The 23,823-nt window shown below is 49.1% G+C and carries 13 protein-coding genes; 6 read left to right on the top strand and 7 right to left on the bottom strand.

Features of this window, described 5'->3' with window-relative positions; genetic code table 11:
* Positions 1–17 precede the first annotated feature (17 nt).
* Both srfAA and OTK50_RS18885 read right to left on the bottom strand, forming a co-directional pair.
* Entirely contained in the window at positions 18–10,772 is a 10,755-nt protein-coding gene (srfAA, locus tag OTK50_RS18890) for a surfactin non-ribosomal peptide synthetase SrfAA (protein WP_224224025.1), read from the bottom strand.
* 590 nt (positions 10,773–11,362) lie between these two features.
* Positions 11,363–11,725: a winged helix-turn-helix transcriptional regulator gene (locus OTK50_RS18885; RefSeq protein ID WP_007409352.1), complete on the bottom strand. Its 363-nt coding sequence runs from the start codon at positions 11,723–11,725 to the stop codon at positions 11,363–11,365.
* Positions 11,726–11,956: 231 nt separating this feature from the next.
* Between OTK50_RS18885 and hxlA the strand changes: the two genes are divergently transcribed.
* From hxlA to comJ, 4 genes are all read left to right on the top strand, one after another.
* Positions 11,957–12,592 (top strand): 3-hexulose-6-phosphate synthase, encoded by a 636-nt coding sequence (hxlA, locus tag OTK50_RS18880; RefSeq protein ID WP_221664223.1) that lies wholly within the window; start codon positions 11,957–11,959, stop codon positions 12,590–12,592.
* Positions 12,589–13,146, top strand: a complete 558-nt coding sequence (gene hxlB / locus OTK50_RS18875) for a 6-phospho-3-hexuloisomerase (protein WP_038456922.1) — start codon at positions 12,589–12,591, stop codon at positions 13,144–13,146. Before hxlA ends, hxlB begins: the two co-directional genes overlap by 4 nt.
* 357 nt (positions 13,147–13,503) lie before the next feature.
* Positions 13,504–13,941: a NucA/NucB deoxyribonuclease domain-containing protein gene (locus OTK50_RS18870; RefSeq protein ID WP_038456921.1), complete on the top strand. Its 438-nt coding sequence runs from the start codon at positions 13,504–13,506 to the stop codon at positions 13,939–13,941.
* A gap of 20 nt (positions 13,942–13,961) precedes the next feature.
* The gene (comJ, locus tag OTK50_RS18865) at positions 13,962–14,360 is read left to right on the top strand and encodes a competence protein ComJ (RefSeq protein WP_007609299.1); all 399 of its coding nucleotides are present in this window, start codon (positions 13,962–13,964) and stop codon (positions 14,358–14,360) included.
* 153 nt (positions 14,361–14,513) lie between these two features.
* Here the strand turns inward: comJ and OTK50_RS18860 are convergent, their stop codons facing one another.
* The 5 genes from OTK50_RS18860 to OTK50_RS18840 all read right to left on the bottom strand — a co-directional run bounded on the left by OTK50_RS18860 (position 14,514) and on the right by OTK50_RS18840 (position 19,155).
* The gene (locus OTK50_RS18860) at positions 14,514–14,792 is read right to left on the bottom strand and encodes a YckD family protein (RefSeq protein ID WP_263612330.1); all 279 of its coding nucleotides are present in this window, start codon (positions 14,790–14,792) and stop codon (positions 14,514–14,516) included.
* 116 nt (positions 14,793–14,908) lie between these two features.
* Entirely contained in the window at positions 14,909–15,343 is a 435-nt protein-coding gene (locus OTK50_RS18855; RefSeq protein ID WP_224224024.1) for an RDD family protein, read from the bottom strand.
* Between the two features lie 14 nt (positions 15,344–15,357).
* Positions 15,358–16,494, bottom strand: coding sequence for a zinc-dependent alcohol dehydrogenase (locus OTK50_RS18850; protein WP_007609290.1), 1,137 nt, complete (start codon positions 16,492–16,494; stop codon positions 15,358–15,360).
* Between the two features lie 64 nt (positions 16,495–16,558).
* On the bottom strand, positions 16,559–17,761 hold the full coding sequence (locus tag OTK50_RS18845; RefSeq protein WP_224224023.1) for a GTP-binding protein: 1,203 nt from the start codon (positions 17,759–17,761) through the stop codon (positions 16,559–16,561).
* A 188-nt stretch (positions 17,762–17,949) separates the two neighbouring features.
* The gene (locus OTK50_RS18840; protein WP_224224022.1) at positions 17,950–19,155 is read right to left on the bottom strand and encodes an MFS transporter; all 1,206 of its coding nucleotides are present in this window, start codon (positions 19,153–19,155) and stop codon (positions 17,950–17,952) included.
* Between the two features lie 180 nt (positions 19,156–19,335).
* Between OTK50_RS18840 and nirB the strand changes: the two genes are divergently transcribed.
* Entirely contained in the window at positions 19,336–21,663 is a 2,328-nt protein-coding gene (gene nirB, locus OTK50_RS18835) for a nitrite reductase large subunit NirB (RefSeq protein ID WP_224224021.1), read from the top strand.
* Positions 21,656–23,788, top strand: coding sequence for an assimilatory nitrate reductase catalytic subunit NasC (gene nasC / locus OTK50_RS18830; protein ID WP_224224020.1), 2,133 nt, complete (start codon positions 21,656–21,658; stop codon positions 23,786–23,788). The genes nirB and nasC overlap by 8 nt, the downstream gene beginning before the upstream one ends.
* The last annotated feature ends 35 nt before the right edge of the window (positions 23,789–23,823 follow it).

The following is a 23,823-nucleotide window of genomic DNA, read 5'->3' as shown; positions in this document are numbered from 1 at the left end:
CACCTCTGTCTTTTCTGTTAGAGAATTTCCATTAATTTATCAAGTTCATCAAGCGTCAGATCATCATCGCCAAGATCGCTAGGTGTAAGCTCAGGTCCGTCTTGGGCCAGGCAGTGATCTATGATTTTCAAGAGGTGCCCTTTAAAACTGTCACTGAACGATTGAATGGTTTTTTCATGAAATTCGAGAGAATGATAGGCAAACGTCATCGTCATCTGCCCATTTTCTATAAATCCGACAATATCAAGCGCATTCGGCTTCTCTGTGTCAGGGCTCAGCGATTGTCCTGACGGCATCCCGGATCTTGTAAATAAACCGGAATCTGACATCTCATTAAACTGGCCTAAGTAGTTAAAGCTGATATCCGGATCAATCTCAAATGAAAGATTCTCTTTATGCTCAGGCGCCGTTACATAACGCAGAATGCCGTAGCCGACTCCTTTGTTCGGGATGTGTCTGATGTCTTCTTTCATTTGTTTCAGCTGATATGAAAGATCGTCGGCGTGCTTCATCTCAAGGATCATCGGATACATGCTCGTAAACCATCCGACCGTCCGGGTGATATTTAAGCCGTCAAGAATGTCTTCGCGCCCGTGGCCTTCTAAATGAACGCCGATCGTGTCTTCACCCGTCCACTCTTTCAGCGCCAGTCCGAGCGCCGTGAGCAGGATGTCGTTCATTTCAGTGTGATAGGCTTCATGTACGTTTGTCGTCAGCTGTTCAGTTTGTTCTGGCGTCAGAGAGAAGCTGACTGTTCTCGTATGTCTCATGCGCTGATCACCAGACTGCCTGTCTTTCGGAAGCTGAGTGCATACCTCTTTTTCCTCAAGCTCTCTCCAGTAATCCGCTTCTTTCAGAAACGCCTTTGTATTTGCGTATTCTTTGATTCTCTCGGCAAATTCGGCGAATGAATGTGTTTTCGGCGGCAGCGCTGGTTCATTGCCTTGCTTCAGCTGCGTATAAACGGACGTGAAGTCCTCCAGTAAAATCCGCCAAGATACACCATCCACGACTAAGTGATGGATTGCGAGAAGAAGGTGGTCTCCATCTTCAGCCCGGAAGAGCCCGGCCTTCAAGAGATGTCCTGTTTCCAGTGAAATACTGCTTTGAAGACGGTCTGCTTCCCTTTCGATACGGTCCTCATGGTCTTCAGCAGGTCCGTTCAGCTCAAAGACGTTCAGTTCAACAGACGCATCCTCAAGCCCTCTGTAATACGGTTTTTGTTCACGATAAATCATCCGGAGCGCATCATGGTGCACCGTCAGGACATGTAATGTTTTTTCTGTTATCTCCGGATCAAAGCCGTCTTTCGCGTGAAGCATGACGGATTGGTTCCAGTGGTGTTTGTCCGTGAAGTTTTTCTCAAAGAACCAGCGCTGTATCGGCGTTAACTCCGCTTTGCCTTCGACAGGTCCCTGGTCGGCCTGCTTGCCTTCCGTCCGCTCCACATAAGAGACGAGCTCTTCGATGGTCGGATGCTGGAAGAGATCTTTCATCTCTAGCTTGTAGCCGTGCTGGTTCAGACGGCTCGCCATTTGGATGCCTTTGATCGAGTCGCCGCCGAGCGTGAAGAAATTATCGCTTACGCCGATCTGGTCAAGACCGAGCACTTCCTGCCAAATGTCTGAAAGCAGCGTCTCCATCTCTGTTTCCGGCGCTTTGTAAGCGGCGCTTCCCGCTTCAATGTCCGGTTCCGGCAGGGCTTTTTTGTCAATCTTTCCGTTTGCGGTGACCGGAAGCTCGTCCATCTCCACCCAGAACGCCGGCACCATGTAGTCAGGCAGCGTGTCTTTCAGCGCGGCTTTGAGCGCTTCAATATCGTCCTGCTGAGGCGCGACATAGGCGCAAAGCGCGGTATTGCCCGCTTTGTCTTCCACGGCCGTCACCGCTGCGTCATGAACGTCCGCAAGCTGGGCGAGGCGGACTTCGATTTCTGAAAGCTCGATCCGGTAGCCCCGCACTTTGACCTGCTGGTCGATACGGCCGATGTATTCAATGCCGCACTGCGCGTTCCATTTGACGAGGTCGCCGGTCCGGTACATGCGCTCGCCGGGCACGAACGGATCTGCGGTAAACCGCTTCGCCGTTTCTTCTTCACGGTTCAGGTATCCGCGCGCAAGACCGCGGCCGGCCACACACAATTCACCGGCAATGCCTTCCGGCTGCACCTGATCGCCGTCGCCGAGAATATAAACTCTCGTATTGGCAATCGCCCGTCCGATCGAAAGCGATCCTTCCTCCGGATTGATGACGCCGCTTGTCGCGACGACGGTGTTTTCCGTCGGGCCGTAGTTGTTGACGATCGTGTACGGCTGTTTCACCGCCCGCTTCAGCTTGTCGCCGCCGACGAGAAGCATGCGGAGAGAGGTATTTTCCAGCTCCATAAATTGTTCGGCCAGCTGCGTCGGCAGGAAGGTGATGGTCACGCCGTTCTCCTCGAAATAGTGATTTAAGCGGGTGATATCCAGCCGGATCGCTTCGTCAATGACGTGAAGCTCCGCGCCGATGGTCCATGCCGGGAACATTTCCCAGATGGAGGCGTCAAAACCGAAGCCCGCGTATTTGGCGCTTTTATCATCCGCCGTCATGGCGAATGCGTCGTGATGCCAGAAGCACAGGTTCACCAGCGCATGGTGTTCGACCATGACACCCTTCGGCTGTCCGGTCGTTCCTGACGTGTAAATCATATAAGCGAGATGATCCGCCGTTGTTTCCGTCTGCGGGTTCGCTTCATCGTTTTCATCAAGCGGCAGGCTCAGAATGGAGCGTCCGCCGTCAAGCAGAATCGTTTCTCCGTTGTAGCTTTCCGGCACGTCCAGCGCTTCCTGTGTGAGAAGAAGCTTGGCGCCGCTGTCCTGCAGAATGTAGCTGATCCGCTCTTCCGGGTATTCGGGGTCAATCGGCACAAATGCCGCGCCCGCTTTCAGGACGCCGAGTACGCCCGCGGCCATTTCCAAGGACGGCTTCGTCAAAATGCCGACACGTTCGTCAGCCGTGACGCCGCAGTCCATGAGAATGCGCGCGATGCGGTTCGCCCTTGCGTTCAGCTCGCCGTACGTCCACTTCGCGCCGTTGTATGCCGCGGCCGGCCGGTTCGCGTAGCGGGCGGCCGTTTCCTCAAAGAGACGGTGAACTGTTTTGTCCCGCGGCACAGAAATTGTTTTTCCTTTCCATGCGTCAAGGAGGGCTTGTTTTTCTGTTTTATTCACCAATGAAAGCTCAGAAAGCTTCGCAGCCGGATTTTCCGCTGCTGCTTCTAACAGTTGAAGCCAGTAATGCTTCCATGTCTCTGCCGTTTCCGGTTTAAACAGCGCGGTGTTATATTCAAGCACAAACGTTAAGCCTTCGTCTGTGTCCTCAGCCGTCATTGTCAGGTCAAACTTGGCTGTTTTTCTGTCAAACGGATGGTGCTTCAGCTCAATTCCTTCCATGACCAGATCTTCCGCATTTGCATTTTGCATTGAAAATACCGCATCAAACAGCGGATTTCTGCTCGTATCACGCTGCACCTCAACCTTTTGCAGAAGGTCTTCAAGCGGATAATCCTGCGCGTCAAATGCATGTAAAGCGGTTTGTTTCACTTCTTTAAGATAGTCCGTGAACGTTTTGTCCGCTTCCGGATACGTACGAAGCGCGAGTGTATTCACAAAAACACCGATGACGTTTGCGAGATCCGCATGTGACCGTCCCGCAACCGGCGAACCGACAATGATGTCATGCTGTCCGCTCAGTTTTGAGAGAAAGGCGCTGTATGACGCCAGCAGCACCATGTACATGGTAGAATCCGTTTGTTTCGCAAGACTGCGAAGAGCCGACGTCTGTTCCCCAGTCAGAGAAAAGACCAGCTTGTCTCCTTCAAAGGTTTGCACGGCCGGACGGCTGTAATCAGCCGGCAGCGTCAATACCGGAAGCTCGCCGTCAAGCTCCCGAAGCCAATGCTCCTCCTGCTTGCGGTACTGCTCTGATTGAATAAATTTCTGCTGCCATACCGCATAGTCTTTATAATGAATCCGCAGCGGCTCAAGCATTTCGCCGCCATACAAGCGGGACAGTTCATCTATCAGCACGCCCACTGAAGCGCCGTCCGAAATGATATGGTGCATATCAAACAGCAGCAGGTGGTCATGTTCAGCCAGCTTGACCAGTCCCGTTCTGACGAGAGGAAGCTGATCCAGGCGGAACGGCCGGATAAAGCTCTGAATAATCCGTTCAGCATCTTCTTCAGAGGCTTCATAATATTCCATGTCGATATCAGCTTCCGCCCATATGCGCTGAACTGTTTCTCCATCCTTTATGTCAAATGTCGTTCTGAAGGCTTCATGGCGTTCTGTCAGCTGTTTCATGACGGATTTCAGCTTTTCTGCATCAAGCTTTCCTTTTAAGCGGAGCACAGACGGCATGTTATAGCTTGTTTCAGCGCCTTCCAGCTGCTGAAGCACGAACATCCGCTTCTGCGGTGAAGAAACCGGATACGTTTCCCGCTCGGCAGCCGGTGCGATGCTCACTGCCGTTTTCCGCTCAGCCCCTTCAATCAGCTGCGCCAGCCCCGCAGCGGTCGGAGAAGTGAACAGATCCTTTAAGGTAAGCTGCACGCCGAATGTCTTCTGGATAAGGGCCAGCAGTTTCATCCCCGCTAACGAGTGGCCCCCGATCTCAAAGAACTGATCATGGACGCCGACCCGCTCCATTTGCAGCACCTCAGCCCAAATATCCGCCAGTTTTTGTTCTGTTTCATTGCGCGGCGCCGTATATGACACGGCATTCGCTGCGGTCACATCCGGCATCGGCAGCGCCCGCCTGTCGATTTTTCCGTTCCCTGTAAGAGGCAGTTCATCCAATTGAATAAAGACGGACGGAATCATATAAGCCGGAAGATCCTTCGCCGTATGCTCCCTCAGCTCCCGGGAAGAGATTTCCCTGAGGCCGACAACATACGCGCAAAGAAGTTTGTCACCCGCGCCCTGATCCACAGCGAGCACAATGCATTCCTGAATCTGGTCATGACTTTGAAGCTGATGCTCAATTTCGCCAAGCTCAATCCGCTGACCGCGAATTTTCACCTGATGGTCGATACGTCCGATAAACTCGATATCGCCATTCGGAAGCCATCTGGCCAAGTCGCCCGTTTTATACATCCGTTCACCTTCCTTAAACGGATGCTTTACAAATTTTTCTTCCGTCAGTTCAGGACGGTTGTAGTAGCCTTCTACGAGACCTTCACCGCTGACGCACAGCTCTCCCGCGATACCCGCCGGCTGAATGCGTCCGGCTGAGTTCATGATGAAGACTTCCGTATTGCTGACCGGTTTCCCGATCGGAACGGAGAGCGTATCCTCTTCAATGACATCCACCGGATGGTATGTCGCAAACACCGTGCTTTCCGACGGACCGTACATATGAAGCAGTCTTCCTTTTCCGACTGCCGCCAGCGCCTTTTTGACATGTTCTACAGACGCTCTTTCGCCCCCGAACATAATTTTCCGAAGTGTCGTCAGACAAGACGGCTCCATATCAACAAGCAGGTGGAACAGGGCCGTCGTAATCATCAGAATGCTGACGTTCTCCCGTTTGATCACACGGGACAGACGTGACATATCCAGCACCGTATCTTTCGGGACGATCACAAGCTTTGCACCGTTTAACAGCGAACCGAACATATCAAACATAAAAGCGTCAAAGACGTAGTTTGACAGACCGAGCACTGTGTCCTCTTCAGAAACGGTCAAATAGTTCGTGTTCTTTACCGTCCGCAAAATGTTGGCATGTGTGACGATGTTTCCTTTCGGCGTTCCCGTCGTGCCAGATGTATAAGTGAGATTGGCAATCGTTTTGGAATCAAACGGCAATGCTGGATTGTGAGAGCCCTTTTCATAGCTCGCCTCATCATCAGCAAGCACAATGACGCCTTGAAAACCGGCCTTTTCCGCAAGCGGCTTGAGACTTTGCTGAGTCATAAGCACATTCGCCCCGCTGTCGCGGAAGAAATGCTGAATCCGCTGAACCGGATGCTCAGGATCAATCGGCACATAGGCGGACCCCGCTTTTAACACAGCCATAATGGAAACAATCATATCCATTGACCGTTCACACAGAACAGCCGCGGTTTTCCCGCCGCCTCCGACTGAAAGAATATGCCGCGCAAGCCTGTTGGCGCGTTCATTCAGCTGCTGATAAGACAGGGTTTCCCCTTCGAACTGAAGAGCCGTCCGGTCAGGGTTCTTTCGGGCCTGTTCTTCAAAGATCTGCACGATCGTTTGCTCTTTCGGGTACGCCGTGCGCTCCGGATTGAACCGCTGTAATTGAGTCAAAGCCTCCCGTTCAGAAAGCAGATCATATTCGCTGATTTTCACATCCGGCTGAGCTGCCGCGCTCTCCAGCAGACGGACATAGTGCGCAAGCATGCGATCCGCAGTTGAGCGCTTAAACAGCTTCGTGCAATAATCCAAATCAAGCGCAAGGCCTTCCGCTGTTTCCCGAGCCTGCATGGTCAGGTCGAATTTGGCGATATTGAAGTTTGTTTCATGAAGAGACAGCGTCAGATTACCGATCTCCGGAATACCGTCCGAAGCATTTTGCAGACTGAACATCGTATCAAATATCGGATGCCTGCTCATATCCCGGGGCACATTCAGCTCCTCGGTCAGCCACTCAAACGGATAGTCCTGGTGAGAAAACGCGTCCAGCACCTGCTTGCGCACATGACCTAACAAGCCGGCAAATGTCTGATCCTGCTTCACGGAGCTTCGCAGCGCAAGCGTGTTGACAAACATCCCGATAAGCCCCTCGGTATCAGAGTGATTTCTTCCCGCTGACGGTGTTCCCACGATGATGTCTTCCTGTCCCGAATACTTAGAAAGCAGCGTATAGTAAGCTGATAACAGCACCATGTAAAGGGTGGCTCCGTTTTTCTCGGCAAGCTTCTGCAGCCGTTCCCGCAGCATTTTCGGCAGCTTGGCGGACACGCGGTCACCTTCAAAGCTTTGCACCTGCGGCCGCGGATAATCAGGGAGCAGCTGAAGCACCGGCAGTTCGCCGCTGAAGACTTCTTTCCAGTACGCCCGCTCCTTCTTGTAGCCTTCTTTCGCCCGTTCCGCCTGCCATACGGCATAATCTTTATATTGAATGCGCAATTCAGGCAGCTGATTTCCGCCGTAGATGTCAGCCAGTTCCTTCAGCATGATGGAAATAGACACCCCGTCAGAAATCAGGTGATGCATATCAAACAGCAGCATATGGCGATTGTGATCGAGCGTTTGCAGGCCGATTCTGAACAGCGGCGCCTCAGATAAATCAAAACGGCGCACAAAGTCCTTCATGACCTGTTCATTCGTTCTTCCGCGCGCTTCGATCATTTCAATATGAAACGGAACATGTTCGTGAATCACCTGTCTCGGCGTGCCGTCCTCTGATTGAAACGATGTTCTGAGCGCCTCATGCCTGCTGATTAAGGCAGAAAATGCACGCTCAAGCTTTTCACGGTCTAAAGCGCCCTCAATCATGGCCGCAGCCGGCATGTTATATCCGACTCCCGCGTCTTCAAATTGGCTCGCGATATAAGTCCGCTGCTGAGCGAGCGAAAGCGGATAGCTCGCCTGCTTCTCAGCCGGCTCAATCGCACTGAATGCCGGTCCTTCGTTTCGGTTTTCCGCATAATCGGCAAGCGCTGCAATCGTCGGATGCTCAAACAAGTATTGCAGCGGAATTTCAACGCCCATTTGCTTATGAATTTTCGTCAGAAGCGTCATGGCCTTTAATGAATGACCGCCTGACTCGAAGAAATGATCATAAATGCCCGCCTTGTCCATTCCGAGGACTTCCTGCCAGATGACGGTGAGCGTTTCCTCCGTTTCATTTCTCGGCGCGGCATATTCGGACGAGCTGACAGCCTGCACATCAAGCGCAAACAGCTTTTTGCGGTCCGCCTTCCCGCTCGGCGTGAGCGGAATTTCGTCCGTTTTTGTAAAGTAAGCGGGCACCATGTAATCAGGAAGGTGCTTTGACACATACTCTCTGTACTCGGCAGGGTGAAACTCGGTTCCTTTTTCCTGAACGATATATGCGCAGACATCTAAGCTGCCCTGCTGATCCGGCCGTGCCAGCACGACGGCCTGCGCCGCGCCCGGAGCTTTTCTGAGCACCGTTTCAATTTCTCCCAGCTCAATGCGGTAGCCGCGGACTTTCACCTGATCATCTTCACGGCCGATATATTCGATCGTCCCATCCGGCAGCCAGCGCGCCATATCACCCGTGCGGTACATGCGGCCGCTTCCGTTAAACGGATCCTGCAAAAACTTCTCTGCGGTCAAATCCGGCAGATTTAAATAGCCGCGGCCTACACCGTCACCCGCGATATACAGCTCACCGGCCGTGCCGTCGGGTTGAAGCCGCTGGTGCTTATCCAATATATACAGACGGGCGTTGCCGAGCGGTTTTCCGATCGGAACGTACGCCGCCTGTTGATTCATTCCGTTATCGGCTGACACCTGATGCACGGACGCATCTACGCACGTTTCTGTCGGCCCGTAGACATTCGTCAGACGCGGCGCCCTGCCCGATTGATGAAAGAGCGTCATCAGCTGCTCGGCAACAGCCGCGGACAGGCCCTCTCCCCCAATGAGCATGTGGCGCAATTCAATTCCGCTGACATCTCCCGCCGCAACCATCATCTGCAGATGCGCAGGCGTTCCGTCAGTGGCTTCAATCCGGTTTTGACGATAATAGTCCAGCAGTGCCGAGCCATTCGTTACAGTCGTTTTCGGCACGATATAAAGCGTCTGTCCCAAAAGAAGCGATGCAAATATCTGTTTGACGGACGCATCAAAATGAAACGGAGCCAAAAGCGCCATTCTTAACGTCTGCTTACCGCATTGATAAATCTCCTGCTGCAGTGATTGCACCAGATGATGAACTTGTCGGTGCTCAATCATCACGCCTTTCGGCCGCCCCGTTGTACCTGACGTGTAGATGATGTAAGCCAGCCGGTCTGATTGTGTGCTGACACCGTCCGCAGCCGTTTCAAACTGAACAGCCTCGTCAAAATCAATCCGTTCGGCATCCGCTGCAGGCACCTGTATTCCGGCCTCTGTCAGAACAGCCTTCGCTCCGCTGTCCTCTAAAATGTACTGAATCCGATCCGCCGGAAAGTCAGGATCTATCGGCACATAGGCGCCGCCCGCTTTCAAAATTCCCAATATTGCCGCAATGACACGCTCAGAACGGCCAAGCACCACCGCGACAGGAGAATCGGCTGATATCCCGGCTTGAAGAAGGCGTCCGGCAATACGGCCTGATTGTTCATGCAATGTGCGATAGGACAATGTTCGGCCTTCATACACAACCGCGGGTTTGTCAGACAGTGACTTCACTTTCTCTTCAAACAGCCCCGGTATCGTCATCTCCTTGCGGTAATTCACCGGATTGCCGGAGGCCCGTTTCAGCAGCCGCTCTTTCTCGGATTCAGAAAGAAGAGTAAGTTCATCAATTATGCGATCAGGAGATGAAATCGCATCTTCAATCAGCGTGATCAAACGTTCAGAAACAGATTCAATCTCTTCCCCCTTGAAAATGTCGCTGCGATAGTCAAAATCAATCGTCAATTTCCCGGTGTCCCATCGTTCCTTCACATGAATCGAAATATCATTTGTACCGCTTCCGCTGAAAATAGGGTCTGTCAGGAAGGACAGATTCTCTTTTTTCTGCCACTGCATCACCTGGTACTCCAGAGCCACCGTAAACAATCTGCTCAGCGAACTTTTCGAAGCGCGCAAATCATTGACAAGCAGGTTATACGGATACTTTTGGTGGCGGAGAATTTTCATCAGATCCTTCATCCGGCCTTTAACGAATTCCAAGAACGACTGTCCTCCGTCAACGCTTGTCCGCACAGGCACCGTAGATACGAACATCCCGAGCATCTGCTTTTCTTTCGCATTCGTCCGGTTTCCCATAAACGTACCCGTGACAACGTCATCCCGGCCGGTCACTTTGTAGAGATAAGTGATCAGAGCTGACTGGAACAGAGATAGTACGCTGACTTTATGCTCCTCGCAGAATGAATGAATGCGGCCATATAAGTCGTGAGGAATTTCTTGAGAAAACCGTTTCGCATCAAGACCCGCATCTGCCCGGCTCCGTTTCAGGGACACAAGCTCCGGCACGGTCTCAAACTGCCCGTTCCAAAAGTCCCGATCCTTCTTAAACCGCTTCGACTGCACATATTCCTGCTCTGTCAGCACGTGCTCGATAAAAGAAGGAATCTCCGTCTGTTCCTCACTTGTCCCGCCTGAAAGCTCCAAATAAATATCAGTAATCGCATTGCCCAGAATCGTCATGGAAATCCCGTCTGAAATAATGTGATGCACATTAGCGTAAAACCAGACCTCATTTTCACTGATCGTGTGCACGGAAAAACGGAATAAATCCTGATCATATAACGCCAGAGGCTTGCCAGCTTCTTCACGCCCCCATTTTGACAGCTCGTCCGCAGAGCAGCCGGCTTGCCTGATATCCGTGTGCCCGATGGAGAGCGGACGGTATTCGCTCACATATTGAACGGGCTCCCCCTCATCATCAAGCCGCAGACGGATTCTCATCGACTCATACCGCCGGACGAATTCCTGTATCGCTTTCTCAACGTAATGAGCCTGTACGCCGTCTTCAGAAATGAGTTTCCCGAACCCCGCAAGATTTGAAATACTTGTGTTCGGATAGAATTTTTCTGTATACCAGATACGTTTTTGAGCATTTGTTAAAGGATAAAAAGTTATTTCCATATGTGTGCGCCTCCCCTTTTTAAGATATAGTTGTCAATTCTCCCTTAGAAACAGCCTCCCTCTATGTCCCTAACTCATTCTCAAGCCAAAAGAACCACTTACCTCAAAAACGATCCCGATTCAATCACCGCCGAAATCCGTCATCCGTTCACCCGCGCAGTCCGAAATACGGCATCAAATTTATGAGAAATCAAGACAAAAAGCCATTGATTGTAAGCACGAAAGGTTTACCTATTTCTGCATGTATTTCTATATATCTACTTACGTTCACTTTATATGAAAATATTGTTTTTATCACCGAAAAATGGGTGAAAAGTTTCATGCGGCACACCGAAAAAAATCCGACAAATCCAGAGGGTATTTTGCGGCATCCCGCAATTTATTTTCAAAAATATTATTTACGTAAAATTAAAAATCTTTAAACTATAATGAAAATCTGTCGAATATCCAGTTATGGCAGAAATAAAAAAAATTTACGTACGTAAGCTGACCCGGAAAAAACAGCGCAAGAACCGAAACAGACAGTCCGAATGTTCTCAATATGATTTCATTAAACCGCAAAAAAAGCACTCTATTTTATATAGAGCACTTCAAAAAGATTCCTTTATTGCAGTTTTATCAATGTTGATTAATTCCATATAATCTTTTCCCCACTTATACATGGCGTCCAGAATCGGCATAAGGCTTTCTCCTTGCGCCGTTAAAGAATACTCCACTTTCGGAGGGACGACAGGGTAAACTTCCCTGTGAACGATCAGATCCTGCTCCAGCTCCCTGAGCTGATTCACAAGAATTTTGTGCGTAATATCCGGAATTAAAGCTTTCAGCTCATTAAACCGCTTCGTCCCTTCTTTTCCCAAGTGCCACATAATCAGCATTTTCCACTTCCCGCCTATCACGGCAAGCGTCAATTCCTTTTCGCAATTAAACGTTTTCTCATCCATTCGGCTCACGGACAATTCTCCTTCCTCTTACTTTTTGTACGGTCATCATCTATTCATACACGCTTACTTTTTCACACAACTTTCATCAGTTTATACTACCACGCTGTTTTGCTGAAACAAAGCGCATTGCCTGCGGGGACAGTATCCTCAAAGTAACTATTAGACTTCAAAGTGCGTACTTCTCAACATGCGGGCCACTCTATAGAATGGAAATACATGAAAAAGAGGAGTGGATATAAAGTGGAATTACAGCTGGCATTAGACTTAGTAAATATCCCGGAAGCAATTGAACTTGTGAAAGAGGTCGAACAATATATAGATGTTGTAGAAATCGGTACTCCCGTTGTCATTAATGAAGGACTGAAAGCCGTGCAGGAAATGAAAACAACCTTTCCTCACTTGAAAGTGCTTGCCGATCTTAAAATCATGGATGCAGGCGGTTACGAGATTATGAAAGCGGCAGAAGCGGGAGCCGACATCATCACCGTTTTAGGAGCGACAGACGACTCAACGATCAAAGGGGCGGTTGCCGAAGCAAAAAAACAGCAGAAAAAAATCCTCGTCGACATGATTAACGTAAAAAACCTTGAAACACGGGCAAAAGAAATTGACCAGCTCGGTGTTGATTATATTTGTGTTCACACGGGTTATGATCTTCAAGCAGAAGGAAAAAATTCATTCGAGGAGCTGACGGCGATTAAAAAAGCGGTCAAGAGCGCTAAAACCGCAATTGCCGGAGGCATTAAACTTGATACGCTTCCTGAAGCCATCAAACAAAACCCAGATTTAATCATTGTCGGCGGAGGCATTACGGGAGCTGACAATAAAGCGGATACTGCTGCTAAAATGAAACAGCTGATCACACAAGGATCATGAAAACGACTGAATACTTACATGAAATACTAAATGAAATATCCCGCACCGCAGCATTAATATCCGACAGTGAAGCTGACAAGCTTGCGGATCAGATTTTATCGGCAGATCAAATCTTCACGTCCGGAGCGGGGCGTTCCGGCTTTATGGCTAAAGCGTTCGCCATGAGGATGATGCACATCGGTCTGAACGCTTACATCGTCGGTGAGACGCTTACCCCTCCCCTCCAAGAAGGCGGTCTCGTAATCATCGGCTCAGGCTCAGGCGAAACAAAAAGTCTGCTTCATACAGCTGAAAAAGCCAAAAGTCTTAACGGTATCGTCACTGCATTAACGATTAACCCCGGCTCAAGTCTCGGCAAACTTGCGGATCTTACAATAACGATTCCCGGCTCTCCTAAGGAAGAGACCGGCGGAGACAGAAAGACGATTCAGCCGATGGGTTCTTTATTCGAACAAACTCTTCTGCTGTTTTACGATGCGGTTATTCTAAAAATCATGGAGAAAAAAGAATTGAATTCAGCAGACATGTTTACAAAGCATGCGAATCTGGAATGATTTGCTGACGGCCTTTTTATCAGATGGCCGTCTTTTTATCGTCTTGTTGCGCACGGTCATACAGGCCAAGGTTTTCGGGTCGGACACTCGCAGACGAAGATATCCTGCCGGTGAGCTTATCGCTATAATAAGTCAATTGACGATACGGCCGCAACCGCTCATTCTGAATAGGGAAACGGCAAAAAACACTTTCTGATCGAATTTTTAATGAATAAAGTTGATTTGTGCGGATGGTTTTACAGATATTCAGCTGAATTGCGGCTGAGAAATATATTTTAACAGCTTTACAGCCGGCCGATTCTGCTTTATTCTTGGACCAGCTTAACAGCAATTTATAACTGGAGGTGATTGATACTCTTGAAAACATTAAAAGCACTGCTGCTTGTTCTTATCATCATTGCCGGAGCAGTCGCGGCCCTGATCAAGGGTGATCTTTTCTCAGATAACGAGCAGACCGTTCAGAAGAATGATTACGACAAGGTAATCCTATTTCCGTCCGATCGATATCCGGAAACAGCAAAGCATATTAAGGACGCGATAAAAGAAGGGCATTCCAGCATATGCACCATTGACAGAGACGGAGTACATAAGCGTCGTGAGCAATCTCTTAAACATGTACCTGTAAAAACGGGATACGATAGGGATGAATGGCCGATGGCGGTTTGTAAACAGGGCGGAAACAACGCCTCCGTAGAATATATTTCTCCGGCAGACAACCGCGGAGCCGGCTCATGGGTCGGACACCAGCTTACCAATGATCCCGACGGAACGAGAGTATTATTTAAAATTAAGTAAAAAACAGGAGGAACAGCGCATTGATTAAATCATGGAAACCGCAAGAACTGGCCATTTCTTATCATCAATTTACAATCTTCCAAAAAGATTCAGAACCGCCTGTTATCGATTGGACCGATGAAGCCATTGAAAAAGGATATGCGGAAGCTGACGGAGCTGTTTCATTTGAGGCAAGGAGAAATACGAGGGCATTTATCGTTCTCAGGCTTAACACAAGTGAACCGGTACCATCCTATGAGAAAAAAGCGACTGTTCCCTTTGAGGCTGTAAAAGATGGAATTGAGATTGAAAGCGTGATGTCAAAGCGGCTTTTCTTTCATATTCCGAAAGGCCGATACAGCCTTACCTGTTATTCAGTGCCTGCCGAAATATCCGATCTTCATGCGGATACGTATATTATTGATGCAGCCGCAATGTAAAAGAAACCCCTGAGAGAATCATATTTCTCTCAGGGAACTTTTATAAACTTTTACCGTTTGTTTCAATTACATTCCGGTACCAATAAAAACTTTTTTCCTGATCCGTTCAGAGCAATCCCGATAAAACAAAAAAGCATCCGGCTTGCCGGATGCTTAAGAATGATGATGCCGCTTTTCCAATTTATGAGGCGGAGGCTTCGGGACAAACCCATTTTGTTTCATCATGTTAAAGCGCCTGTCCATATGCTGTTTAATATGTTCTGCTTTTTCTTTCGGCAGGACCCCGTACTCGACATATTTGGATATGACATGTTTTCGTTTTTCGAGCACTTCTTTTTCAAGTGATTCAATTTCTTTTTTCTGCTGTTCCGTGAGTGACATTGTTGAAGGCATTTTTGTTCCGGCGGCGTGTGCCGGCATTGTGAAAACCATTGCTGTAATGAAAAACGCAGCTAAAGACAATGCAGCTTTTTTCATGATTCTTTCCTCCTTTAACGTTTGTTATATGTTTCTCCCTCATCCATTTTTTATGCAAAAAAAGAGCGAAATTATTCGCTCTTTTCAATCGATTCGTCCGGCAGCGCGTACGTGACATACGTTCCCGCTACAAAATCGTGGATTGACCGTTTGTCTTCTCTCATTCCGACCATGAATACGCTCACGATCACACCGATTCCAAACGTCACCCCATATATCAGGCCGCCTACAAGCACTCTCAAAATCATAGTGAGAAAGCCTACCTGAGTTCCATCTTTTTTGACGATGCGGATACCGCAGATCTTTTTGCCGATAACATAACCGTTCCAGTATACAGGGAGCAAAATACCATAAAGAGTCAAAATAATGCTGATCATTGCGCTCTCATTCGGATCTTTTCCTGTTGCCAGCATAAAAATAATCGCCAAAGGCACTGAAGTAATTAAATAGTCGAGTACCACGGCTCCCAATCTGATCCAAAATCCCGCCGGTCTGTAAATATTCATCGTGTTTCTCCTCGCTATGGCTTTAAAATCACTTTAATGTTGCCATCTTCTTTTTTGTCAAATATATCATATGCAGCAGGAGCTTCCGCAAGACTCATTTTGTGTGTAATGATGTCCGTCGGATCAATTTCATTTTGTTCGATCATTTGATACAGCATCGGCATCAGATGAATAACGGGTGCCTGGCCCATTTTTAAAGAAACGTTGCGTGTGAAAAAATCACCGAGCGGAAAGCCGTCCGCTTCAGAAATGTATGCGCCCGTGAGCTGCACGGTTCCGAACTTCTTAACGGCTTCTGATGCTGTAAGAATCGGACTGATCGTTCCGAACTGATTCGGTTTTTGCTCTGTTTTTTCTTTTGAAAGCGGCGTGCCGTCCATTCCGACACAATCAATCACTACATCCGCGCCCCCTGACGTTTGTTCATGCAGCAGTTTCCCGATCTCATCATGTTCTGAAAAATTGAAGGTCTCTGCTCCGTTTATGCGTCTCGCATGTTCAAGGCGATGCGGGACTTGATCGACTGCGATAACCCGCTTTGCTCCTTTTTTCCACGCGAATTTTTGCGCCATTAAGCCGATCGGACCTGATCCCAGAATCACGACTGTATCCCCTTTTTTCACTCCGCTGTGCTGGACGCTCCAAAAGGCGGTCGGCATGACATCTGACAGAAGCAGCACCTGCTCATCTTCAAGCTCACTGTCTGCCGGAACCAGAAAAGAAGAGAAATCAGCATAAGGAACACGTAAATATTCAGCCTGCCCGCCGGGATAATTACCGTTAAACTCCGAAAAACCGAATAAGCCGCCGGCATCTGTATGAGGGTTTGGATTTGATTCATCACACTGGCTTTCCATCTGATGCTTGCAATAATGACATTCTCCGCAGCCGATGTTAAAAGGAATCACGACCCGGTCGCCTTTTTTCAGCTTTTTGACTTGACTGCCCGTTTCTTCAACGATTCCCATCGGCTCATGCCCGACGATATAACCCGGATCGGCGGGTATTCCGTTTTTATATAAATGAAGGTCTGAACCGCATATCCCGGTTGCGGTGATTCGAACGATGACATCTCTCTCATCTTGAATGGCGGGTGCCGGGACTTCTTTCACTTCCATATGTTCTTTTCCTTGGTATGTCAGTGCTTTCACACTTGGTCAGCTCCTTTTTCATCACTCCTTCCCTTTTCACCTGCTTCTAAACTTGGCCGGTATGTTATTCGGCCCGCTGAATATCCCATTGAAAAGGATCTTCAAGCTGCGACCAATCGGAATCGAACTCAGACGGCGTGAGCAGGCACTGATCCAATTCCTTTGTAATGGCTGCTTCATCTAAATCTGTTCCGATAAACACCAGGTTCGTATGACGGTCTCCGAATTGGTCGTCCCAATCTTCCAAAATCTTCGGTTCCTGCTGTTTGATCTGCTCCTGCTCAAGTTTCGGCATTGCCGCCACCCAATAAGAAACAGGCTCAATCGAAACTGCCGGACCCGCCTGAGACATCAGCAGCGCAAGGCTGTTGCGGGTTGCGCACCAAGCAATTCCTTTTGCGCGCACAATGTTGTCAGGCATTGATTGATGCAGCCAGCTGTCAAAACGAACGGTATGAAACGGCAGACGCCGCGAGTACACAAACGAAGTGATGCCGTACTCTTCCGTTTCCGGAGTGTGCGCTTCATGACCTGCCGTCAGTTCCTTTATCCATCCTGCTGATGAACTCGCTTCCTCAAACTCAAATAAACCGGTATTCAATATGTATTCGGCGGGCACTTCTCCGCGGACGGACCGGATCAGTCTGGCACGGGGCTGTAATGCGCGAAGAACCGTTTCCAGCTGTTCAAGCTCTTTTTCGCCCACCATGTCGCATTTATTTAAAATGAGCACATCACAAAACTCGATTTGGTCAATTAATAAATCGGCAATCACCCGTTCATCCTCTTCTCCCGCCGCTTCCTTCCGGTCAAGAAGGCTGTCACCGGACTGGAAATCATGCCAGAAGCGGTTTGCATCCACCACGGTCACCATTGTGTCCAGCCTGCAGAAAGTTGTCAGATCAATGCCCATTTCTTCATCTATATAAGAAAATGTCTGGGCAACGGGAATCGGTTCGCTGATCCCTGTTGATTCAATCACTATATAATCAAATCTGCCGTCTTTCGCGAGTTTCTCAACTTCGACTAATAAATCTTCACGCAGCGTACAGCAGATACAGCCGTTAGATAATTCTACGAGTTTCTCATCCGTCCTTGACAAGCCGCCTCCCTGCTTCACCAAGCCCGCGTCTATATTTACTTCGCTCATGTCATTGACGATGACGGCAATTTTTAAACCGTTGCGGTTTTGTAAAATATGATTCAAAACGTTCGTCTTACCGGCACCAAGATAGCCGCTCAATACTGTAACCGGAATTTTTTTCATAAAATAGCCTCCTGACAAAATAGAATGATTACGATTTATATCCCGCACCTGCCTTATTTTCATCATGATGTACATTGTTATAAATCGTAATCGTTACTATTTATTCTGATATATTCTCCGTTTAAAATCAAGTGGAAAATAATCAATCATAAAAAAGACACGCTGTCATACGTGTCTTCCACCCAAACTTAAACATCCGCAGGACTGTTTTCAGTGCCATAGCTTTTTCTCCAAAAATAGCCTGCGGCCAGAACAAGCACAAATGCGAGCAATGCGATACATGAAAAAGAGATAAAACCGATCGCATAAGTTCCCGTCATCTGCTTCAATGATCCTAAAATATTCGGAAGGAAAAAACCCCCTATGCCGCCGGCTGCTCCGACGATCCCCGTCACCATTCCGATTTCTTTTGCAAAGTGCTGAGGGACAAGCTGAAATACCGCTCCGTTGCCCATACCGAGCGCCATCATTCCGATAAACAGCAGAACGACAACCGTTGAAAGCGGAGGCAGGCTGCTGACTCCCGCCATACACAGAGCCGCGATGACAAACAGTACAGCGAGAACTTTCGCACCTCCCGCACGGTCTGAAATCCAGCCTCCTGCAGGGCGAAAAAAACTGCCCGCTGCGACACATATTGTGACGAAATCACCGGCATGGATTTTTGACAATTGATATTGATCAACGAAAAAAATCGCCAAAAAACTTGATAATCCCACAAAACCTCCGAAAGTGACGCCGTACAGAAGACAGAAACACCATGTCTCCTTCTGCCTGAAAACGTGAAGGTAGTTTTTAAGCGGCTGCGGTGCGGGCTGTGCAGGAGAGTCCTTCGCCATGACGATAAACAGAATAAAAACGATCATCAACGGAAGAAGCGCAATTCCCATTACACTGTGCCACCCAAACTGTTCTGCAAGGCGGGGACCGAACAATGTCGCAAACAAAGTACCGCTGTTGCCGGCACCTGCTATCCCCATCGCAAGCCCCTGCAAGTGAGGCGGATACCATCGGCTCGCCATCGGAAGCGCAACAGCAAAACTTGCGCCCGCCACGCCCAGCAGAATGCCGATCGCATACAGCTCAGTCAAAGAACGGCCGCCGAATGCCCCCAAAAGCAGCGGGATCATCGTGATCAGCATCCCGATCACGGCTGTTTTCTTCGGCCCGATCCTGTCCGTTAACACACCTAAAATGATCCGAAACACAGATCCTGATAAGATCGGCAGAGCCACGACAAACCCTTTTTCAAAAGAAGATAACCCGAAATCCTGAGAAATATAAACGCCGAGCGCTCCCAGCATTACCCAAATCATAAAACTCACATCAAAATATAAGAAGGAACAGAGCAGAGTGAGCGGATGGCCGCTTGTTTTTAATTCCGACAGCTTCATAACATTCTCCTTTCCGGTCTTCTATCATTTCAAATTGCTGAATCAAGAATATATGACCGGCATTCACCGGAAAAGACATGTGTAAGATAATGCGACACATTTAATGCGTTAATCAGGCAATGTGCCATAATTTCTCATAGAGAAGCAATCTTACAGGCAGCTGCAAAGGAGGTTTGGCGAATGAAGAAACAACGATTAATTGCAGCAGGGAACGGAATGGCCGGAATCCACTGTATTGAACACATTTTAAAGATGAACCGTGACATGTTTGAGATTGTCATTTTCGGAAGCGAACCTCATCCCAATTACAATCGCATTCTCTTATCCTCCGTTTTACAAGGTGAGGTTTCGCTTGATGACATTACGCTGAATAGCTGCGAATGGTACAAAAAAAACGGAATTACGCTTTACACGGGAGAAACGGTTGTAGACATTGATACAGAACGGCAGGTTGTCACAACGGATCGAAAGCGCAGCATGACTTACGATCAAATCATCCTTGCAACGGGCTCCTCTCCTTATATTCTCCCCATACCCGGAGCAGAGAAAGAAGGCGTCTGCGGCTTTCGGACAATAGAGGACTGCCAATCCCTTATCAATGCGGCCGGCCGGTATCAAAAGGCGGCGGTCATCGGCGCCGGTTTATTAGGTCTTGAAGCGGCCGTCGGCTTACGGCAGCTCGGCATGGACGTCAGCGTCATTCACCACTCTTCCGCCATTATGCAAAAACAGCTTGATCAAACGGCATCCCATCTGCTGCAGAAAGAACTGGAGCGAAAAGGCTTAGTCTTTCTTTTAGAGAAAGACACGGCATCCATTACAGGAAACTCACGGGCGGAAGGCATCCGTTTCAAAGACGGTTCTTCCATAGAAGCAGACCTGATTGTCATGGCCGCCGGTGTGAGGCCCAATATCCGATTGGCTGCATCTGCCGGACTTTCAGTGAACCGAGGAATCATCGTCAATCAATTCATGCAGACGAACAAACCGAATGTGTATGCCGTCGGTGAATGCGCGGAGCATGACGGGATTGTATACGGATTGGCGGCGCCGCTTTATGAACAGGGAAAAGTGCTCGCGCAGCATCTATGCGGCGTCCCGTGCGAAGGGTTTCAAGGCTTTGCACAATCTGCAGCCTTAAAAATAGCCGGTATTGATGTATGGTCGGCAGGAAAGGTGCACGAGGATGAACACACAGCCGGCATTTTGTTCCATGATGAGCATGCAGGCATCTACAAAAAAGCGCTCTTTGAGGACGATAAACCGGCCGGCTTTATTTTATTCGGGGACACGCGGGGTAAACAGCGGCTTCTCGACAGTCTTGTGAAGCAAAGAGATATTTCCATCGTGAAAAAACAGCTCATGGAACCGGATCAAGGCGGTATATCCTTTGAATCCATGCCTTCCCATGAAACCATTTGCCAATGCAGCTCAGTGACCAAGGGCTCCATTGAAGAAGCGGTGAACAAATATGGCTTAAAAACCGCGGAGGAAGTAAAGCACATGACAAAAGCGTCCGGGTCTTGCGGAGGATGCAGGCCGCTCGTTGAAGACTTGCTGAAGTATATGGCGAGCGATGATTACACAAAACCCTCCCGCCAGCCTTCGTTTTGCGGCTGCACCGATTTGACGGAAGAAGAAGTCATCGCGGAACTTCGGCGCCGTCCGTTCACTGATGCCGCCGAGGTAATGAAAGAGATCGGCTGGAAAACAGAAAACGGCTGCCGCATTTGTATTCCGGCGCTTCACTATTACCTGGAAAGGACGCGGCCTGATTTTATGCAGTTCAATGAAATATCAGCAGAAGAGACATACACCCTGATTCCGCAAATGTACGGCGGACTGACAAGTGCGGCAGAGCTCAAAAACATCGCAGACGTCATCGAAGCATACGGCATCCCCGGCGTTTCGATGACTGACAGTCACCGGCTGAGGCTTTCCGGAATCAGGCCAAATGACCTTGCAAGCATCAGAAAAGCACTGAACATGCCGGTTTTCTCCCCCCGGCACCGCTGGACGATTCAAATCAGAGCATGTACGTGCGGACAGCATCGCTCCTTTCAAGAGCTGGCAAGCAGGATTGAACGAGATACCGACATGCTTGCCGTACCCGCTTATGTATCCGTCAGCTTGTCCTGTGAAAACAATTGCACCGATGCTTACATTCAGGATATCGGCGTGCTTCAGACACAAACTTGCTGGGAAGTTTATATCGGGGGCGTCCGCGGAAAACAAGCCCGCGCCGGCAGCCTTTTTTGTGTGACGAATAACGAAGACGGTACCGCCGCTATGATGAAAGGCCTTATTCAGTATTATCGCGAAACGGCTCACTACAACGAAGCGATTTACCAATGGGTTGACAGACTCGGCCTCGTCCATATCAGAGAAATGCTGTTTGAAGAAGATATGCGGACACAGCTTCTGAAAAATCTCCGTTCAGACATATCCCTGCTGCAAAACCTGTCTGCCGGGAAAACGCCATACGAAAGGATGAAGCTTTTTGACTGAACCGATGCTCCGTTATTTCCGTGACAAACTGCAAGATATTCAATCGGAAAAAACATATGAGACGCAATGCCCGTTCTGCAGCATGCAATGCAAAATGCAGCTTACGGAACAAACCTTCGCGGCACGAAAGAAATACACTGCAATCGGCATTGATAATCCGACGACACATGGCCGTTTATGTACAAAAGGCATGAATGCCCATCAGCATGCCGTGCACTCTTCCCGCATTACACGCCCCCTGCTTAAAAAAAACGGTGAATTTGTGCCTGTTTCTTGGGCTGAAGCGCTGAATCGCATAAAGGAACAAATCAATCTGATTCAAACCGAACACGGCAATGATGCGATGGCCGTCTACGGGAGCGCCTCAATTACAAATGAAGAGGCCTACCTGCTTGGAAAGTTCGCACGGGTCGGCTTACAGACGAAATACATCGATTACAACGGGCGGCTCTGTATGTCTGCCGCAGCAACGGCGGCCGGCCAGACATTCGGCGCGGACAGGGGCCTGACGAATCCATTATCGGACATTCCGCATACACGCGTCATCATCCTGGCAGGCACCAATATCGCGGAATGCCAGCCGACGATCATGCCGTATTTTGATAAAGCGAAAGAAAACGGGGCTTACATTATCGCCATTGATCCCCGGGAAACGGCGACGACCAAAATAGCCGATATTCACCTGAAAATCAAGCCCGGCACAGACGCCGCCCTGGCAAACGGACTCGTCAAAATCTGCATTGACGAACAGCTTACAGACAAAGACTTTATCCGCACACGCACAAACGGATTCGATAAGCTCAAACGGCATACCGACGCTTTGGATCTGAAAGAGATTTCCGAGCAGACAAGTGTTCCTTTGGAGCATATGCGAAAGGCCGCCGTGAAGTTTGCCAAGGAAACATCCGGCATGCTGTTTACAGCGCGGGGGATCGAACAGCAGACTGACGGTACCGCGGCGGTGAAAGCTTTCTTAAATATGGTGCTGATCACTGGAAAAATCGGCAAGCCCTTCTCAGGTTACGGGGCAATTACCGGTCAAGGCAACGGACAAGGCGCGAGAGAACACGGCCAAAAAGCGGATCAGCTTCCGGGCTACCGTTCTATCGAAATTGAAGAACACCGGGCGTATATTGCGAAGGTGTGGGGGATTCATCAGGATGAGCTGCCGCGAAAAGGCGTCTCAGCCTATGAAATGATAGAAAAAATAGATAGCGGCGACATCAAAGGACTGTTTCTCATGTGTTCCAATCCGGCTGTTTCCGGCCCAAATGCGAATTTCGTCAAACAAGCAATCAAGAAACTGAGATTCTTTGTCGCAGTTGATTTATTTATTTCTGAGACCGCGGCATTCGCAGATGTGATTTTACCCGCCTCCTCTTATTTGGAAGACGAAGGCACGATGACAAATGTAGAAGGCCGCGTGACATTAAGAGAAGCGAGCCGCACCTGCCCCGGAGAAGCGAAACATGATTGGCAGATTATCTGTGACATTGCCTCGGCTCTTGGTAAAGGGCATTATTTTCCCTATACGTCAGCGGAGGAAATCTTTAACGAACTGAGAGAAGCGAGCCGCGGCGGAATTGCTGATTACGCTGGCATCACCTATGACAGGCTCAGGCGGGAAGGCGGCATTCAGTGGCCATGTCCTGAAGCGGATCACCCCGGAACCGGGCGATTGTTTGAGCACTCATTTGCCCATCCCGATCACAGAGCTGAATTAAGCGTGATTCCAAATGAACCGGCCGTCCCGAAAGAGAAGCCGAGCGCCGGCTATCCGCTTTATTTAACCACGGGAAGGGTGATGTCTCACTACTTAACGGGTGTCCAAACGAGAAAAAGCTCCGCCCTGGCTGCAAGACATTTCGAATCCTTTGTGGAAATCCACCCAAAAACGGCGGCCGACTATCATATCGAAGACCGTGTTCTCGTGAAGATAGAATCCCCCCGGAGCAGCATCACGGTCCGGAGCAGATGGTCGGAGAACGTACGAAAAGACACATTGTTTGTCCCCATCCATTGGTCTGACACGCAAAACGTCAACGATTTAATTGGTGAAGCCTTGGATCCGGACTGTAAAATGCCCGGTTTTAAGATGTGCGCGGTACGAATCAGCCCTATATAATTTTTCATAAAATTTTTAGATTTTTTAGTATTTTT

It is taken from the genome of Bacillus sp. NEAU-CP5 (assembly GCF_026420705.1).
Classification (GTDB): domain Bacteria; phylum Bacillota; class Bacilli; order Bacillales; family Bacillaceae; genus Bacillus; species Bacillus velezensis.
This window is presented reverse-complemented; position numbering and strand designations above follow the sequence as displayed.

Bases quoted from the DNA above. Each gene is read 5' to 3' on its own strand.
- srfAA (WP_224224025.1), bottom strand. From the start codon at position 10,772: ATGGAAATAACTTTTTATCCTTTAACAAATGCTCAAAAACGTATCTGG.
- hxlB (WP_038456922.1), top strand. From the start codon at position 12,589: ATGAAAACGACTGAATACTTACATGAAATACTAAATGAAATATCCCGC.
- OTK50_RS18860 (WP_263612330.1), bottom strand. From the start codon at position 14,792: ATGGTTTTCACAATGCCGGCACACGCCGCCGGAACAAAAATGCCTTCA.
- OTK50_RS18855 (WP_224224024.1), bottom strand. From the start codon at position 15,343: ATGAATATTTACAGACCGGCGGGATTTTGGATCAGATTGGGAGCCGTG.
- OTK50_RS18845 (WP_224224023.1), bottom strand. From the start codon at position 17,761: ATGAAAAAAATTCCGGTTACAGTATTGAGCGGCTATCTTGGTGCCGGT.
- OTK50_RS18840 (WP_224224022.1), bottom strand. From the start codon at position 19,155: ATGAAGCTGTCGGAATTAAAAACAAGCGGCCATCCGCTCACTCTGCTC.
- nirB (WP_224224021.1), top strand. From the start codon at position 19,336: ATGAAGAAACAACGATTAATTGCAGCAGGGAACGGAATGGCCGGAATC.